This is a genomic window from Variovorax sp. PBL-E5, from assembly GCF_901827185.1.
In the GTDB taxonomy this organism is placed as follows: Bacteria; Pseudomonadota; Gammaproteobacteria; order Burkholderiales; family Burkholderiaceae_C; genus Variovorax.
This window is the reverse complement of the sequence record NZ_LR594671.1, coordinates 3306090-3322808: the sequence shown is the minus strand read 5'-3', so window position 1 is coordinate 3322808 and position 16719 is coordinate 3306090. Positions and strand designations below refer to the sequence as shown.

The window sequence follows — 16719 nt, the reverse complement described above, 5'->3', positions numbered from 1 at the left end:
GCATTCTCACCAATCTTCCTTGACTGCCAGCACGGCATCGGATCCGGCGGCGGCGCGGCCGGCGAGCCATGCCGTCGCGGTGCCGGCCGCGACCACGGCCGCGCACAGCGCGGCGAGCCGCCACCACGGCACCAGCAGGTCCATGGTCCAGTGGAAGCTCTGCGGATTCACCACGTGCACCAGCACCACCGACACCGCCAGGCCGAGCGCCAGGCCGGCGATGGCACCGATCGCGGTCCAGGCCGCGCCTTCGCCGGCCACCACCGCGAGCACCTGGGCGCGCGTGAAGCCCAGGTGCGCCAGCAGCCCGAACTCCTTGCGCCGCGCCAGCACCTGCGCGCTGAAGCTCGCGGCGATGCCGAACAGGCCGATCGCGATCGCCACTGCCTGCAGCCAGTAGGTGACCGCGAAGCTGCGGTCGAAGACGCGCAGCGAGGTCGCGCGGATCTGGCCGACCGAGGCGATCTCGATCGGTTCGTCCACTGCCAGCGCGCGCACGGCCTGCTGCACCGGGCCTTCGGGCGTGCCGGGCGCGAGCCACAGGGCGATGTCGCTCACGCTGCGGTCGCCCGTCAGGCGCTCGAAGTCGTGTGCGTTCATCGTGATCGCGCCGAACTGGCGCACATAGTCGCGCCAGACGCCGGCGACGAAGAAGACCGGTGCCGTCGCGCCACTGGCGAAGGCCTTCGACAGCGGCACGAAGTCGCTGCCGGGCTTCGCGCCGTAGAGCTCGACCATCGCCTCGCTCACATAGATGCCGATCCGCCCCGCCGGCACCGGCACGGCCGCGCCCACCAGCGGCAGCGAGCGCGCCGCATCCTCATCCAGGCTGCGCGAGATCAGCGTCACTGGCGGCCGCGACGGATCGAGCAGCAGCGCGCGCGTGCGCAGCGTGCCGGTGCGCGCCACGCCGGGCACGTGGGCCAGCACCTGCACGAAGGCCGGCGTGAACGCGGCCCGGTCGCCGCTGCTGCCGCCCGTGCCACCGGTGCCAGACGCGGTCGCGCTGCGCACATACAGATCGGCCGGCAGCACCACGTCGAGCCAGCGCGTGACTGAATCGCGAAAGCTCGCCACCATCACCGTCAGCGCGACGGCAAGGCTCAGGCTCGCGACCACGCCGCTCACGGCGACGGCGGCCGTGCCGCGCATGCGCCGCGCGCGCTCGATGGCCAGCAGTGGCAACAGCCGGTGCGCGAGGCGCGGCGCCAGCCGGTCGTAGAACAGCGCGATCAGCCATGGCAGCGCTGCGATCCCGCCGACCAGCAGGAAGCCGACCGAGAGGTAGGCTGCGATCGGAATGCCGAACACCGCAGGGGCCGTGGCCAGAGCCGCGCCGGCGGCCATCAGCAGCAGCGCCAGCTGGTGCGCACCGCCTTGCGCGGGCGCCGCGCCCAGGCCCTTGAGCGTCTGTGCTTCGGGCAGCGCCTGCGCGGCCCGCGCCGGCCACCAGCCGCCGACCAGCGCCGCCAGCACGCCGAGTCCGCCATAGAGCAGCGCTGCACCCGAACTCCAGCGCAGCGTCGGCGCTACGCCCTCGAAGTAGCCGCCGCCCAGGTCGCCGCCGAGCACCTGCAGCGCGAACTCGGCCAGCGCGGCGCCGAGCGCGATACCCGCCGCACTGCCGATGATGCCGAGCACCAGCGACTCGGCCAGCACCAGCTGGAGCCGTTCGCGCGGCGTGAGACCCAGCACGCCGAGCAGCGCGAACTGCTGCGCGCGCTTGGCGACGCTGAGTGCCAGCACCGAGAACACCAGGAAGGCGCCAGTGAACAGCGCGACCAGCGCCAACACCGTGAGGTTCACGCGGTAGGCGCGCGAGAGGTTGCTGACGCGTTCTGCCGCATCGCCGGGCTCCGCGACTTCGATGCCCGGCGGCCAGCCCGGCAATGCCTTCAGCGAGCGCACGAAGGCCGCGCGGTCGGTGCCGGGCGCGAGCCGCAGGTCGATGCGCGTGAGTTGCCCGCCTTGCCGGAACAGATCCTGTGCCGCGCCGATGTCCATCACCGCGAGCGCGGCGCCGCCGGCCGCCACCTGCCCGGCCACGCGCAGCGTGTGCCATTGCGTGTCGACGCGCAGCTGCACGCGCGTGGCTGCCTCGCCCAGCGCGCTGCGTGCGGCGGCATTGAGGAAGACGGTGTCCGGCGCGAAGAGATCGAAGCGCGCACTGCCGGCCGCGGGCTGCGGCATCAGCGCCGGTGCGATCGAGGACAGCACCAGCGCATCGACGCCGACCACGCGCATCGGCACGCGGCGCTCGCCGATCAGCGCGACGCTCTGCACTTCGAGCACCGGGCTGGCCAGCGCCACCTGTGGATGCCGCGCCACCTGCGCGAACACGGCTTCGTCGAAGCGGCCCTGTGCCGCGCGCAGTTCGAGGTCGGGCTGGCCGTTGACCGAGCGCACGGCGCTGGAGAACTCATCGAGCGCCGAGGCATTGATGAGCTGCACCGAGAAGGCCAGCGCGACGCCCAGCATCACGGCGATGACGGCGGCCGCGTTGCGCCAGGGGTGGTGGCGCAGTTCCTGCCAGGAGAAGGTCTTGAGCAATGCGCGCATGGCTGTCGATTCTGCGCGCTTGGCGCGGGCTCAGAGCCGCGCTGCTGCGGCTGCGAGATACGCGCGGACGGCCAGGCTGCTGCTCAGGCCGGCCGCGCGCGCATAGGCTTCGCGCGCGATCGCCGGCGCGCCGGTGGCGCCGAGAAAATGGGCGCGCGCGGCCCAGTAGGGCTGGTAGCTGGCGACCTCCGCAGCCGCGATCGCATCGAGTGCCTGGAGTCCCGCGGCCGGCCCCTCGGCGGTCGCCACCGCGCAGGCGCGGCTCACGCGTGCGCCGATGCTCGGGCGCAGCGCAATGAGGCCATCGTAGAGCGCGACCAGCGCATCGGCCGGCACCTGCGCGCCGAGCCGCCTGGCGCAGTGCGCCGACTGGATGGCCGCCTCCATCTGGTAGGCGCCGAGCGCATCGAGGCCGGCCGCGTGCCGCAGCAGCTGCTCGGCCTGTTCGCGCAGCGCGTGGTTCCAGCGCGCGGTGTTCTGCACGTCGAGCGGCACGTAGCCGCCATCGGCGCCGCGCCGCGCCGCGGCGCGGCTTTCGCAGAACAGCATCAGCGCCAGCAGGCCCTGCGGCTCGGGCTCGCGCGGCATCAGCCCGCACAGGATGCGGCACAGGTCGATCGCTTCGGCGGTCAGGCCGCGCTGCGCGGTGTCGGCGCCGTCGACGTCCTCCCAGCCGGTGCCGTAGGCGGCGTAGATGCCGTCGAGCACGTCCTGCAGGCGCTGCGCCAGATCGCGCGCCCGCGGGTATTCGAAGGGAATGCCGGCGGCGCGGATGCGCGCCTTGGCCCGCACGAGGCGCTGCCCGAGCGTGGCCGGCGCGATCAGGAAGGCGCCGGCCATGCGCGCGGCGTCGAGCCCGAGCACGGTCTGCAGCATCAGCGGCGCGCGCGCCGCCGCATCGATGGCCGGGTGCGCGCAGACGAAAAGCAGGCGCAGGCGTTCGTCCGGCACGGCCTGGCCGTCGGGCGCATCGGCGCCGATCTCGTCGGCCAGCAGCAGCAGGGTCTGGGCCGCATCGTCCTGCACTTGGCTGTGGCGCCAGGCGTCGAGCGTGCGGTTGCGCGCCACGCTCAGCAGCCAGGCCTCGGGCTGGTCGGGGACGCCGTCCACCGGCCAGCGCTCGAGTGCGCGCGCGAAGGCGTCGGCCAGCGCATCTTCCGAGGCCGCGATGTCGCGCGTGCGCGCCGACAGGATCGCGACCAGCCGGCCATAGGACTGGCGCGCGGCGCGCTCGGCCGCCGCGTGCGCGTCGGCCGCCGGCGCCATGCTCACGCGCCGTTGGGTGTCATGAACACCGGCCGCACCTCCACGCCGCCGGTGGTGGCGCAGGGGGCGCGCGCAGCCCATTCGAGCGCGGTGTCGAGATCGGGCACGTCGATCACGAAGTAGCCGCCCAGTTGTTCCTTGGTGTCGGCGAAGGGGCCGTCCTGCACCTGGCGCTTGTCGCCGCGCACGCGCAGCGTGGTGCCGGTCATCGGCGGCTGCAGGCCGTAGCCGGTCTTCGAGATGCCGGATTGCCGGACCGCGGTGACGTACGACATCCAGCCGGCCATGTAGGCCTCGGCTTCGGCCTTGCCGCGCTGTGCGAAGTCGGAGGGGGGTTGGTAGAACATCAGCATGTATTCCATGGGACACCTCGATCATGAAAAAGGACGCAGAGCAGGATCGCTCATTCCAATGACGGCTGGCAAGCCATGATTTCGACAGGCGCTAAGCTGTGGGGCATGAATTCTCTTCCCACCTACGACGACGTGATCGCCGCGGCCGCGCGGATCGAAGGCCATGCCCATCGCACGCCGGTGCTGCGCTCGCGCACCGCGGACGCGCGATGGGGGGCGCAGTTCTTCTTCAAGTGCGAGAACTTCCAGCGCATGGGCGCCTTCAAGTTCCGCGGTGCGTTCAATGCGCTGTCGCGCTTCGACGCGGCGCAGCGCAAGGGCGGCGCGATCGCGTTCTCGTCCGGCAACCATGCGCAGGCGGTGGCGCTGTCGGCCAGCCTGCTCGGCATGCCGGCCGTGATCGTGATGCCGACCGACGCGCCGGCCGCCAAGCTGGCCGCCACGCGCGGCTACGGCGCCGAGGTCGTGATGTACGACCGCTTCACCGAAGACCGCGAGGCGCTCGCGCGCCGGCTCGCGGCCGAGCGCGGCATGACGCTGATCCCGCCCTACGACCATCACGACGTGATCGCGGGGCAGGGCACGGCGGCCAAGGAACTGATCGAGGACGCGGGCCCGCTCGATGCGCTCTACATCTGCCTCGGCGGCGGCGGCCTGACCAGCGGCTCGGCGCTGTCGGCGCGCGCGCTGGCACCTGGTTGCAAGGTCTACGGCGTCGAGCCCGAGGCGGGCAACGACGGCCAGCAATCGCTGCGCGCGGGCCGCATCGTGCACATCGACACGCCCAAGACCATCGCCGACGGCGCGCAGACACAGCACCTGGGCGACTACACCTTCGGCATCATCCGGCGCGACGTGGACGACATCCTCACGGTGAGCGACGCGCAGCTGGTCGAGAGCATGCGCTTCTTCGCCGAGCGCATGAAGATGGTCGTCGAGCCCACCGGCTGCCTCGCTTTCGCGGCCGCCTGCGCGGCCGGCGAAGCGATCCGCGGGGCGCGCGTCGGCATCCTCGTGAGCGGCGGCAATGTCGACCTGGCCCGCTTCGCCGCGCTGGTGAGCGGCCGCTGAGGCGACCTCAGGCCGCGGGCGGCACGCGCGTCACCGCGAGCTGACGCACCAGGCCCAGCACCGCATCGATGAAGGGCGTGCCGATGCCGAGCAGGTCGCCGATCTCCGCGACCGCGCCGACGATGGCGTCGATCTCGGGCGCGCGGCCGGCTTCGAGATCCTGCAGCATCGAGGTCTTGACCGGGCCCAGCACGTCGAGTTCGGCGAGGCGCTCTTCGGTGCTCATCGGCAGCGCGATGCCGAGGCCTTCGGCGAGGATGCGCGCTTCTTCCATCATGCGGGCCGCGAGCTGGCGCGTCGCGGGGTCGCCCACCAGCCGGTCGACGGCGGCGCCCGTCAGCGCGCTGAGCGGATTCATCGTCAGGTTGCCCCAGAGCTTGAGCCAGACCTCGCGCCGGATGTCCGCCGAACGATGGATGTCGAAGCCGGCGCGTTCCAGCAGCGAGGCCACGCGCTCCAGCCTGTCGGGCGCCGCGCCGGCCGCCGTGTCGCCGATCACCAGGCGGCGCCTCGCGCCGGGACGGATCACGCCTTCGGCATCGACCCAGGAGGCGATGTACACCACGCAGCCCAGGCATTGGCGCGATGGCAGGAAGCGCTCGATGTCGCCCGCCGGATCCACCGTGCGCAGGCGCCGGCCCTGAAGGTCGCCGCCGAAGCCTTCGAAGAACCACCAGGGGATGCCGTTGAGCGCCGGCACGATGACAGTCTCGGGGCCGATCAGTGGCGCGAAGCTCTCGGCGGCGGTGAGCAGCGAATGCCCCTTGGCGCACACCAGGACCAGGTCCTGCACGCCCAGCGCGCGCGCATCGTCGGTGATGCGCGGATGATCGACATGCAGCGTGCCGTTGTCGACCAGGCGCAGGCCATGCTCGCGGATCGCCCGCGCGCTGCGCGGCGTGGCGAGCAGGTTGACTTCAGTGCCGCTGCGCTGCAACTGCGAGGCGATCACGCCCCCGATGGCACCGGGGCCGATGACGGTGATGCGCTTCATGGCGATGCGGCAGCCGGGACGTTCGTCCGCGGCGAACTCGGTTCTCTCACGGGTGCGACGCCGTTCCACGTACTGGCGATACAGGTTGATGAATCTTGCGCAGCAGGAAGGTCGAGGCATCCTCGCCGCCGCGCAGACGCGCCAGCAATTCGTCGGGGTCGTACTCGACACCGATCGGGTTTTCGGCGAAGTGCGGGCCTCTCATGAAGGCGTTCGCCTCGTCGTTGGAGGCGTAGCTGTCGACCTGGAACTCCATCTGATTGCCGTCGGGGTCGGCGTAGTACATCGACACCGTCACGCCGTGATGGATGCACCAGTAGGGCGTGATGCCCAGCTCCTTGAGCTGCGCATAGTTCTCGCAAAGGTCGCGCAGCGTCGCGTAGGTGTACGCGACGTGGTCGACACCGATCACGCCGGTGCGGTCGATCTGATCGCCCGCGGGGTCCAGGGCCGCCATGTTGATGAAGGCGAAGCGATGGTGTTCGTCGTCGTAGGTCAGAAAAGCCAGAACCGGGTCCTGATGCTGGACGCGGGCATCGAAGACGGTGGCATACCAGCGCAGCATCGCGTCGAACCGGCGCGTGCGATAGACCACATGAACGAACTTCTCGGGGCGAACGCGTGACATGGCGACTCCTGATCACTGTGCGCAAGCGTGGGTGAGGTGAAGCTCTGCATCGTAGTCGAATCCCCGCGGTCAGGACAACAACGCGTCGCGCTCCAACAGCGCCGCGCGCAGCGCCTGCACGTCGACCGCACGCACGTCGGCGCCGCCGCTGCGCGACGTGGTCGTCATCGCCGCCATCGCCGCGGCCGTGCCCGCGGCCTGGCCGACCGCCATCGAGATCGTCATCACGCGGATCGCCGCGAGCGCCTCGTGCGTGGCCGAGATGCCGCGGCCGACCACCAGCGCGTTGTCGAAAGCGGTGGGGATCAGGCTGCGGTAGGGGATCTGGTAGGCATGGTCGTCGCCCATCGGCAAGTAGTGCAGCGCGCCGCCCTGGGCCGGGTGGATGTCGATCGGGTAGGCGCCTGCCGCGATGGCGTCGGCGAACTGCACCGGCTGCGCCAGCTCCTGCGCGGTCAGCACGTGATCGCCTTCGACACGGCGCGTCTCGCGCACGCCGACCTGGGCCGCGAAGGCACGCAGCTGGCCGTCCTCGCAGCCCGGCACCGCGTCGTGCAGGAAGTGCGCGGCCTTCCAGGCCTGGCGGCGGCCTTCGATCTCCGCGGCGCCGAGCGCCATCGGGTCGGTGGCATCGATGCCCAGGCGGCCGATGTTGAACCAGGCATCGGTCGAATACGGATCGCGGCTCGCATGCAGCGCGGCGCGCGCCAGTCGGCCTTCGGCAAAGCCACGCTGGGCGAGGGCGGCGATCTCCGCGCCCGACAGCGCCCCGAAGCGCGCGAAGTCGATCGGCCCGAAGCGGAACATCAGCGTGGCCGGCTGCAGCGCCGCGCCGTCGTCGAGTTCGAGAAAGCGCGCGCCCGCGCGCTTCAGCGCATCGATGTCGCCCGAGCCGTCGATCAGCACGCGCGGGCGCAGCGTCAGCACGCCGCCCTTGGTCAGCACGCGCAGCGCGGCGATGCGCCGGCCGTCGGTCTCGACGTCGAGCAGGTTCGCATGCAGCAGCGGCCGCACGCCGGCTTCGGCGACCATGTCGTCGAGCGCGAGCTTCAGCAGCTCGGGCGAGTATTCGACGCGGTCCATGCGATGGCCGGTCGACATCACGAAGCTGTCGTGCGGCCGCGCGCCGCCATAGGCCGTGAGGCGCCGCACCACTTCGTCGGCCAGGCCGGCCACCACCTTGCGCCCGTTGGCGGTCTGCCAGCTGTTGAATTGCGCCACCGCGCCGGCGGTCGCGTTGCCGCCCAGGAAGCCATAGCGCTCCACCAGGATCACCGTGGCGCCCTGGCGCGCGGCGGCCACCGCGGCCATGGTGCCGGCGACGCCGCCCCCGCACACCACCACGTCGGCGCCGAACATGCTCGCGTCCATCAGTTCTCCGGCTGGATGCCGCGCGTCTTGATCACCTGGCGCCAGCGTTCGCCTTCGGCCTTGAGGTACTGCGCCGTGGCCTCGCGGTCCTTCACGAAGGGCGCCACGCCCAGGCCGGTGAATCGCTTCTTCACGATGTCGGAGGCGAGCGCGGCCTGGAGCAGCTTGTCCAGCTTCATCAGGCCTTCGGGCGGAATCGTGCCCTTGGGCGCCAGCAGCGCGGCCCAGCCCTCGACCTCGAGGCTTTCGAGCTTGAGGCTGCGGAAGGTCGGCACGTTCGGCAGTTCCGGCACCGGCTGCGCGGACGACACGGCCAGTGCGCGCAGCCGTCCGGAGCGGATGTGCACGAGCACGCTCGGCAGGTTGAGAAAACCCAGCGACACCAGGCCCGAGATCAGGTCCGGCATCAGCGCGCTCTCGCCTTTGTAGGGCACGGCGACCAGTGAGGTGCCGGTCTGGATCGAGAACAGCTCGGAGGTCAGGTGCGCGAGCGTGCCGGTGCCGCTGTTGCCTGCGCTCAGCTTGCCCGGATTCGCCTTGGCCTTGGCGACCAGGTCGGCGACCGAGCGGATGTCCGAGCCGGCCGGCACCACCAGCACCAGCGGCTGCGCCGACACCATGCCGATGGCGTCGAAGTCGCGCGCGACGTCGTAGGTGATCTTCGGATTCAGCTCGGGATTGATCACCATGCTGTTGCTGCCCATGAGCAGCGTGTGGCCGTCCTTGCTCTGCGCGGCGGCCATGACACCGATCGCGCTGCCGGCGCCCGGTCGGTTCTCGACGATGACCGACTGGCCGAGCTGCGGCCCCAGCACTTCGGCCAGCACGCGGGCCGAGCCATCGGCACCGCCGCCCGGCGCGAAGGGAACGATGATGCGCAGCGTGTGGCTGGGCCACGCGTCGGCAGCCAGCGCGCCACTGCTCGCGCCGGCGGTGATCGCGAGCGCGAATGCGGACAGCGCGGTGCGCCGCGTGACGCCCGGCACGGGCCGCCGGCTGAAGGTCGAAGGAAGGGTCATCTTGCTTGTCTGCCTTTGTGATTGCTGCGGCCGATGGTAGACAGCGCGGGCCACACCCTCCAATACCAAGGATGCGGCATCCCATAACATCGCGTTATCCAGCCCTACGCGGGCCCGAAGGAGAACGCGCATGAATCTGCGGCAGATCGAAGTGTTCCGCGCGGTCATGCTGGCCGGCTCGGTGACCGACGCGGCGCGGCTGCTGCACGTGTCGCAGCCCGGCATCAGCCGCATGCTGGCCCATGTGGAATTGCAGCTCGGCCTCAGCCTCTTCGAGCGCCGCAAGGGCAAGCTGCTCGCCACGCCCGAGGCGCAGGCGCTGTTCGCCGAAGTCGAACAGGTCTACCGCGGCGTCGCGCGCATCGACGAGTGCGCATTGGCGCTGAAGTCGGGCAAGCTCCTGACGCTGCGCGTGCTCGCCAGTCCGAGCACCGGCCTGGAGATGGTGCCGCGCGCGATCGCGGCGCTGACGCAGCAGTTTCCCGCGGCGCGCATCTACCTGGAGATCCTGGCGGCGCGCGAGATGGTCAAGCGCCTTGTCGCGCACGAGGCCGACGTGGCGATCTCGACGCTGCCGATCGACGATGCGCTCCTGACGTCGAAGCCGATCGGCCGCTGGACACTGGCCTGCGTGTTCCCCAAGGGCCATCCCTTCGAGCAACGTCGTTCGCTGAGTCCGCGCGACATCCTCCGGGAGCGCCTGATCGCCTTCAGCGCCGACACGCCGCAGGGCCGCATCATTGCCGACTGGTGCGCACGGCACCGCTGCGAACCCGATGCGCCGATCGAGGTCCGCGCCGGCCAGGCCGCGTGCGCGATGGCGGCTTGCGGTGCCGGCGTCGCCATCGTCGACGACCTGACGGCGCGCGGCTGCATGACCGACCGGCTCGGCTTCCGGCCGATCGCGAAGGCGCCCTCGTTCGACGTGTTCGCGGTCACCAACGAGAGCTTCGCGGGCTCGCTGCTGGCACGCCGGTTCGTGGGCCATGCCGAGGCTGCGTTGCAGCGGCTGCGGCGTGCCGGCGCGGGAGGCTGATCGGCGCATCGGCAGCCGCCCATTGTTTCCGGGGTGCGAACGCTGCGGTTCTTTTTTCAAGGGTTTTCCCGAGGTATTTCGGCTCACACTTCATCTCACCGATCAACCCTTGTGAAGGAACTGAAATGAAGACCTCGAAGATCCTCGCCGCTGCTGCGTTCTCCGTGCTGGCCGTTGCCGGTGCTCATGCAGAAACCTATGAGGGCGTGCATGCGCTGACCTCGTCGGCCAATCGTGCCGATGTCGCGGCCGAAGCGGTCGTTGCAGCGCACAGCGCCAATCCCTATGCCGAAGGCGCCAACTCCGGTGTCGTGGCCGTCGCTTCCAGCGCCGACCGCGCGACGGTCCGCGCCCAGGCCGTGGCGACCGCGCACAACCCGCTGCAAAGCCTCGACCGCCGCGCGTTCTACCGCGACCAGGTGCCGGCGGCCTACTACAAGCCGAAGGTTTCGCTGACCCGTCAGGCTGCGCTGTAAGCACGCCTCGGCAGCAGAGACGAACGGGCCCTTGGGGCCCGTTTTTCATGGCGTCAGCGCAACCCGGGGCAGCTTGCCGATGGGAATCGCGCGCTGCGCAGTGCGCGATTCAGCACGCGACCATCACGCTGCAATGCGCGTGATCGATCACGCGCTTGGCGACCGACGCCTCGGCCAGCCGGCTCAGCAGAGAGCGTCTGCGGTGGCCGATGACGAGCAGGTCGGCGCCGAGCCGGTCCGCGGCCGCGACGATCTGTGTGGGGCAGTCGCCCTCGAGGACCTCCACATCGACAGGAACCTGCGCATCGGCACCCCTGCGGCGCAGCAGCTGCAGGGACTCCCAGCATCGCGCGCGGGCCAGGTCGAGCGAAGCGTGTGTCTCCACCTCCGCGGACCATGCGACCGCCACGACGTGCAGAGGCGCGTGGGCTTCCTGTGCCAGCGCCAATGCGCGCTCGAAGGCCAGATCCGAGGCCTCGGTTGCGTCGTACGCCAGAAGAATATGGTTGAACATGGCGCGACTCCTTTCAAGTTTCGCTCGCAGGCTTTCGGCACGCACCACCACACCACCGCGCCGCCGATGGCATCCACGACCAAGTATGAATATTGCCCCTGATCGATCAGCTTGGCTCGCCTCCGACGACCCCCATCTCCAGCGGCACCCTGATGTAGAAGAGCTTGAGCTTCTCGCTGTCCAGATGGGCGAGAAAGGCTTGCGCCTCCTGCTCGCTCAGCGCGAAACCGACCTCCACCGACAGATCGCCCGCGAGCTCGAAGAAATGCTCCTCGTGCAGCCTGCCATGGCGGCCATAGCCGGCGATGGCGCGAAAGGCCGAACCGCCATGGATGCCGAACTTCCTGGCTTCCTCGAGCAGCCATTCATAGGCGAGGATGCCGTGGTGGCGGCGGCTTTCCTGGACGTAGAACTTGAGATAGATGCCTTGCATGGCGGCCTCCTTCGGCGCGGTCGATTCGAATCGATTCGATGGGGTCAGGTCCTGACGAAGAGCGCATTGGCGATCAGGATGCCGATGCCGGTGAGGATCAGCGAGCCGACGAGATGCACGCTCGCCGCACCCAATGCCCACCAGTGCTCCTGCCGTCCGATCAGTGTGACGACCTCGACCGAGAAGGTGGAGAAGGTCGTCAATCCACCCATGAAGCCCGTGATGATCAGGAGCCGCCATTCGGGCGCGAGGCCGGCGTTGTGCGTGAAGAAGGCGCTGGCGATGCCGACGAGCAGACCACCGATCAGGTTGGCGGCCAGCGTGCCCAGCGGAATGGTCGGAAAGATCGGGTTGAGCCATCCGCCGAGCCACCAGCGCAGCAATGCGCCCAGGCCGGCGCCGCCGAAGACCGCAATCATGGAAAAGCCGCTCATGTCGTTCCTTTGTCGAGGGGCCGGAACGACCGGTGCGGCAAAGGCGCGCGATGTGCGCTGCAGCAATGCCTACGCCGGTCCGCCCGGACCTGGGTAGGCATCATCAGCCCGAGTGGGCGGTTCACGGAGGAATGCCATCTCCGATGCGGGCCAGTATATCGGCCGTGCCGTGCTGCGGCAATCCGGTGGCGGGCGATGAAGTCCGGCGCCGATGACCTGCTAGGAGCGATCGCCGATCGCGTGCCTGTAGCCCACGCGATGCGTCGGCGTCAGCGCGCCGAAGTGCGGCCAGGCCAGCAGCACGCCCTGTTTTTCCAGCACGCGCTGGAAATCCGCGAGCAAGGCGGCGTCGGCACGCACGGCGCGCGGCGGCTGCCCGCGTGCCAGCGCGAACGCCGCCAGACTGCCGCTGGCTTCTCCGATGCTCCACTCCGTCGCGTGCTCGCGATAGGCACCGTTCGTGATGCGCGTCGTGCCCAGGTTCTTGCAGGCAGGCAGCAGGTTGTCGACGCGCACCGGCAGCAGCGCGCCGAGCGGAATCTGGAACGGGAACGCATCGATGTCGACCGTGTTGCGCCCGCGCGTGCTCGGATGCAGGTCGATGCGGTAGGCGCCGATGCCCACGCTGTCGAGGAAGCGCTCGGCGCCGTCACGGCTCGGGCGCGCCTTCACGCCGATGTGCTGCTCCAGCACGGTGAACTCGGCCTGGATGCGGCGGCCTTCGCGGTAGTAGGCCTGCTTGGCGAGGCCATCAGGCGTGCCGAGCACGTCGCCGCGCAGGCGCAAGCCTGGGTAGCCCTGGCCGCCATCGTGGCGCGGCGCCTCGGTCTGCATCCAGTGGAAGAAGGCCAGGCTGAACTGCCGCGCCTGTTCGAGCGCCTCGGCCTGCGCCGCGGGCGAGACGCCGACGATCGGCTTCTCCCAATAGTCCATCTGCGGCCAGTTGGCCAGCGTGATGTCGCTCGCATAGCGGCCGGGCTCGAAGTTCTTGCGCCACGCAATGCGCCGCGCGTGCCAGAGATCGTAGAGCGATTCGGCATCGGTGTCGCCGACGAACAGCGGCCGCTCGCGCGGCTGGTGCGTGACGAAGTCGCTCAGCGTCCAGCTGAACTGCGGGCCGGGCCAGCAGGCGAGCTGCAGCGTGCGCAAGCGTTCGTAGTCGGCAGGCTTGTCGATCGTGTGGTCTTCGCCGGGCAGGTAGTCGCAGGCCAGGCACCACGTGATCGCCTGCTGGTCGAAGGGATCGGCCTCGGCCAGCGCATGCAGCTCCTGCGTCTGGGCCTGCGATTCGGCGCCGAAGACGTGTTCGACCTTCGCCATCTCGAGCAGGTCGCCGATCTCGGTCGCGTCGATGAACATCGGTGCGCTGAGCACCCGCATGCGGTCCGATCCCAGGTCGTGCACGCGCACGGCGCGCAGCCGGTCGCCGTCCGCTTGTGCGTCGAGCAGACGATGCGCGCGCAGCACGGTGACGCGGCCCGCAGCCACGTGCGGCGCGAGCAGTTCGTCGATCACCTTCACCGCGACCCAGGGCTCATGGCACAGCGTGCTCACGTTGCCTTGGCCGGGGTTCAGGCGCGGATTGGCACGCGCCGATTCGGTGAGCGGAAGATGCCTGCGGTAGTGATCGCGGATGCCGTGCCGCAAGTCGGCATAGCTTTGCGACGCACTCACGGATTCGATCCACGGGTACTCGTCGGGCGGCACGGCCTGCGCGGTGAGCTGGCCGCCGAGCCAGTCGAGCGCTTCGACCAGGATCACCGTGCGGCCCAGCCGCGCAGCCGCCAGCGTGGCGGAGACGCCGCCGAGGCCGCCGCCGATCACGACCATGTCGGCCGCCAGTTCTGCGGCCATGGCGGAGCCATGCGCTGTCACGCAGTGGCCCTTATTCCGGCTTCAGGCCAAGGCGCCGGATCGCATCGCCGTAGCGTTTCGTCTCGCTCTCGATCAGCCGGCCGAAATCGGCCGGAATGCCGCCGCCCGGCTCGACGCCGAGCCTGGCGAGCCGTTCCCTGACCTCGGGCTGGGCCAGCACCGCATTCACGTCCTTGTTCAACCGTGCGACGACCGGTGCGGGCGTGCCCGCCGGCGCGAGGATGCCGAACCATCCGGTCACCTCGAAGTCCGGCACCGCGAGTTCCGCAACAGTCGGTACGGCAGGCAGCACCGGCGAGCGCTTCTTCGTCGTCACGGCGAGCGCGCGCAGCTTGCCGGACTCGATCTGGGGCAGCGCGCTCGAAGGAATGTCGAAGCCGAGGTCGACCTCGCCGCCCAGCAGTGCCGTCAACGCGGGACCGGAGCCCTTGTAGGGGACCATCTGCATGTCGATCTTCGCGTCGCTCTTCAGGAACTCGGCGGCCAGGCTGGTGGTGGTCGCACCGCCGCCGCCCGCTGCGTAGTTGAGCTTGCCGGGCGTCTTGCGGGCCGCGTCGATCACGTCGCCCAGGCTGCGAAACGGCGAGGCCGCGGGCACCACCACCACGACCGGCGAAGCGCCGACCTTGGCCACCGGCGCGAAGCTCTTCACCGTGTCGTAGCGCAGTTTCGGATAGAGCGCCGTGCTGCCGGGAAAGCCACTGGTCACGAACAGCAGCGTGTAGCCGTCCGCGGGCGCGGCAGCGACCAGCGAGGTCGCGATGGTGGCGCCGGCGCCGGGCCGGTTGTCGACGATCACCGGCTGGCCGAGCGCGACCGCGAGCTTCTGCGCGACCAGCCGCGCGAGGATGTCGCCGGAGCCGCCGGGCGCGAAGCCGACGACCAGCGACACGGGCTTGGTCGGATAGGTCTGCGCCTGCGCCGCAGCAAAGGCGAGCAGGGCGGTGGCGGCGACGAGTCCGCGGATCAGTCGGTGTGCGATGTGTCTCATGGTCCCGGATGCTAGGAAGATGCAAGCCATCCATCCAATACCAATCGCGCCCGTGCGAATAACATGATGTTCTTGCCTCGGGTTATCCCTGGCCTTCCTGCTTTGGAGACATCGCCATGAACCTGCGCCAGATCGAGGTCTTCCGCGCAGTGATGACCACCGGCTCGACCACCAACGCGGCCCGCCTGCTGCATGTCTCGCAGCCCGGCGTGAGCCGGCTCATCCGGCATTTCGAACTTCAGCTCGGCGTGGCGCTGTTCGAGCGGCGCAACGGTCGTCTGGTCGCCACGCCCGAGGCGCATACGCTGCATGCCGAGGTCGAGAAGGTCTACCGCGGCATGCACCACGTGCAGGACGTCGCGGCGCATCTGCGCTTTGGCGACCATGCCACGCTGCGCGTGCTGGCCAGCGCGAATGCCGCGCTGCAGCTGGTGCCGCGCACCACGGCCCGGCTGCTCGAACGCTTCGCGCAATCGAAGGTCTTCTTCGAGACCTTGCCGACGCGCGAGATCGTCAAGCTGCTGGTGGCCGAGGAGGCCGACGTGGCCATCTCCAGCGCACCACTGGACCATCCGGTGCTCGACGTGCGCGAGATCGGCCGCTGGCGCGTGCTGTGCGCAATGCCGAAGCAGCATCCACTGGCGGCGTCGCAACCCCTTGATCTGGCCGCGGCGTTGCGGCAGCGGCTGGTGGTCTACAGCCCGGAGGCACCGCAGAGCCGCCTCATCGACCACTGGCTGGATCAGCACGGCATCGCGCGCCAGGTCGGCGTCGAAGTGCGCTCGGGCTACGCGGCCTGCGCGATGGCGGCGACGGGTGCCGGGATCGCGTTCGTCGATGACCTGTCGGCGCGCGCCCATCGGTCGGAGGAGCTGGCCCTGGTCGAGGTGCCCGGTGCGCCGACGTTCGCGATCTACAGCGTCAGCAACGTCAATCGGCCGTTGTCGCAGCTGGGCCAGAATTTTCTATCGCTCGCGGTCGAGGAACTGGCCGTACTGCAGGCGCCGCAACTCACGGGAGCGGCCGTCGATTGAATGCAGTCAGGCGCGGATGCCCTCGGCGCCCAGATGCAGCACGCGGTCCGCGCGCGCGGCCGCCGCTTCCGAATGGGTGACCAGCACCAGCGAGGCGCCGTGCTCGCGCGTCTGCGCCAGCAGCACGTCCATCACGCGCGCCGCGGTGCCCGGATCGAGGTTGCCAGTCGGCTCGTCGGCCAGCAGCAGCGCGGGCCGGTGCGCCAGCGCACGCGCGATCGCGACCCGCTGCAACTGGCCGCCGCTCAACTGCTGCGGCAGCCGCGCGCCGAGGCCGCCGAGTCCGGTCGCTTCGAGCATCTGCGCGACGCGTGCATCGCAGGCCGAGCCGCTCTGCCCGAGCAGCATCAGCGGCAGCGCGACGTTCTGCGCCACGTCCAGATGCGGCAGCACGTGGAAGGCCTGGAACACGAAGCCCACATGCCTGCGTCGCCACAGCGCACGCGCCTCGGCATCGAGCGCGCCGATGTCGGTGCCGTCGTGCACGACATGGCCCGCATCCCAGCTGTCGAGGCCGGCCATGCAGTTGAGCAGCGTCGACTTGCCGACGCCCGATTCGCCGACGATGGCGATGAACTCGCCCGCGGCGACCTCGATCGACACGTGCTCGAACACGGGCACGTCGCCGTAGTGCTTGGCGAGGTCGGCGATGCGCAGGCTCATCG

At 70.1% G+C, this 16719-nt stretch carries 17 protein-coding genes and 1 riboswitch; of the genes, 4 read left to right on the top strand and 13 right to left on the bottom strand.

Annotated elements, in window-relative coordinates:
- Positions 1-6: 6 nt before the first annotated feature.
- Genes WDLP6_RS16130 through WDLP6_RS16120 form a run of 3 tightly spaced genes read right to left on the bottom strand, consistent with a single transcriptional unit; the run spans position 7 to position 4187 of the window.
- Positions 7-2559 carry an FtsX-like permease family protein gene (locus WDLP6_RS16130; protein ID WP_162593159.1) on the bottom strand — a complete coding sequence of 851 codons (2553 nt, stop codon included), beginning with the start codon at positions 2557-2559 and terminating at the stop codon, positions 7-9.
- 30 nt (positions 2560-2589) lie between these two features.
- Positions 2590-3825, bottom strand: a complete 1236-nt coding sequence (locus WDLP6_RS16125) for an RNA polymerase sigma factor (RefSeq protein WP_162595115.1) — start codon at positions 3823-3825, stop codon at positions 2590-2592.
- A gap of 2 nt (positions 3826-3827) precedes the next feature.
- Complete coding sequence (locus tag WDLP6_RS16120) at positions 3828-4187, bottom strand: YciI family protein (RefSeq protein ID WP_162568131.1); 360 nt, start codon at positions 4185-4187, stop codon at positions 3828-3830.
- A 96-nt stretch (positions 4188-4283) separates the two neighbouring features.
- Between WDLP6_RS16120 and WDLP6_RS16115 the strand changes: the two genes are divergently transcribed.
- Positions 4284-5249 carry a threo-3-hydroxy-L-aspartate ammonia-lyase gene (locus tag WDLP6_RS16115; RefSeq protein ID WP_162593158.1) on the top strand — a complete coding sequence of 322 codons (966 nt, stop codon included), beginning with the start codon at positions 4284-4286 and terminating at the stop codon, positions 5247-5249.
- Between the two features lie 7 nt (positions 5250-5256).
- Here the strand turns inward: WDLP6_RS16115 and WDLP6_RS16110 are convergent, their stop codons facing one another.
- The 4 genes from WDLP6_RS16110 to WDLP6_RS16095 all read right to left on the bottom strand — a co-directional run bounded on the left by WDLP6_RS16110 (position 5257) and on the right by WDLP6_RS16095 (position 9261).
- Positions 5257-6243, bottom strand: coding sequence for a ketopantoate reductase family protein (locus WDLP6_RS16110; RefSeq protein WP_162593157.1), 987 nt, complete (start codon positions 6241-6243; stop codon positions 5257-5259).
- A 46-nt stretch (positions 6244-6289) separates the two neighbouring features.
- Positions 6290-6871 (bottom strand): VOC family protein, encoded by a 582-nt coding sequence (locus WDLP6_RS16105; RefSeq protein ID WP_162593156.1) that lies wholly within the window; start codon positions 6869-6871, stop codon positions 6290-6292.
- A gap of 69 nt (positions 6872-6940) precedes the next feature.
- A complete protein-coding gene (locus tag WDLP6_RS16100) occupies positions 6941-8242 on the bottom strand; it encodes an FAD-dependent oxidoreductase (RefSeq protein ID WP_162593155.1) in 1302 nt (433 codons plus the stop codon).
- A complete protein-coding gene (locus WDLP6_RS16095; protein WP_162593154.1) occupies positions 8242-9261 on the bottom strand; it encodes a Bug family tripartite tricarboxylate transporter substrate binding protein in 1020 nt (339 codons plus the stop codon). The genes WDLP6_RS16100 and WDLP6_RS16095 overlap by 1 nt, the downstream gene beginning before the upstream one ends.
- 130 nt (positions 9262-9391) lie before the next feature.
- Here WDLP6_RS16095 and WDLP6_RS16090 point away from each other — a divergent pair, with 130 nt between their 5' ends.
- Together WDLP6_RS16090 and WDLP6_RS16085 are read left to right on the top strand one after the other, a co-directional pair.
- Positions 9392-10297, top strand: a complete 906-nt coding sequence (locus tag WDLP6_RS16090; RefSeq protein WP_162593153.1) for a LysR family transcriptional regulator — start codon at positions 9392-9394, stop codon at positions 10295-10297.
- Positions 10298-10422: 125 nt separating this feature from the next.
- Positions 10423-10773: an alpha/beta hydrolase gene (locus tag WDLP6_RS16085; RefSeq protein ID WP_162568124.1), complete on the top strand. Its 351-nt coding sequence runs from the start codon at positions 10423-10425 to the stop codon at positions 10771-10773.
- Positions 10774-10882: 109 nt separating this feature from the next.
- Here WDLP6_RS16085 and WDLP6_RS16080 read toward each other — a convergent pair whose 3' ends face one another.
- The 5 genes from WDLP6_RS16080 to WDLP6_RS16060 all read right to left on the bottom strand — a co-directional run bounded on the left by WDLP6_RS16080 (position 10883) and on the right by WDLP6_RS16060 (position 15020).
- Positions 10883-11287 carry a universal stress protein gene (locus WDLP6_RS16080; protein ID WP_162593152.1) on the bottom strand — a complete coding sequence of 135 codons (405 nt, stop codon included), beginning with the start codon at positions 11285-11287 and terminating at the stop codon, positions 10883-10885.
- 106 nt (positions 11288-11393) lie between these two features.
- Positions 11394-11720, bottom strand: a complete 327-nt coding sequence (locus WDLP6_RS16075) for a DUF190 domain-containing protein (protein ID WP_162568122.1) — start codon at positions 11718-11720, stop codon at positions 11394-11396.
- Between the two features lie 44 nt (positions 11721-11764).
- Positions 11765-12154 (bottom strand): fluoride efflux transporter CrcB, encoded by a 390-nt coding sequence (gene crcB / locus WDLP6_RS16070; RefSeq protein WP_162593151.1) that lies wholly within the window; start codon positions 12152-12154, stop codon positions 11765-11767.
- Between the two features lie 87 nt (positions 12155-12241).
- A riboswitch (Fluoride riboswitch) is annotated at positions 12242-12305 on the bottom strand.
- A 68-nt stretch (positions 12306-12373) separates the two neighbouring features.
- Positions 12374-14008, bottom strand: a complete 1635-nt coding sequence (locus tag WDLP6_RS16065) for an FAD-dependent oxidoreductase (protein ID WP_162593150.1) — start codon at positions 14006-14008, stop codon at positions 12374-12376.
- A 31-nt stretch (positions 14009-14039) separates the two neighbouring features.
- A complete protein-coding gene (locus WDLP6_RS16060; RefSeq protein ID WP_162593149.1) occupies positions 14040-15020 on the bottom strand; it encodes a tripartite tricarboxylate transporter substrate binding protein in 981 nt (326 codons plus the stop codon).
- A gap of 116 nt (positions 15021-15136) precedes the next feature.
- Between WDLP6_RS16060 and WDLP6_RS16055 the strand changes: the two genes are divergently transcribed.
- Positions 15137-16054, top strand: a complete 918-nt coding sequence (locus tag WDLP6_RS16055) for a LysR family transcriptional regulator (protein WP_162593148.1) — start codon at positions 15137-15139, stop codon at positions 16052-16054.
- Positions 16055-16060: 6 nt separating this feature from the next.
- Here the strand turns inward: WDLP6_RS16055 and WDLP6_RS16050 are convergent, their stop codons facing one another.
- Positions 16061-16717 (bottom strand): ABC transporter ATP-binding protein, encoded by a 657-nt coding sequence (locus WDLP6_RS16050; protein ID WP_162593147.1) that lies wholly within the window; start codon positions 16715-16717, stop codon positions 16061-16063.
- Positions 16718-16719: the final 2 nt, after the last annotated feature.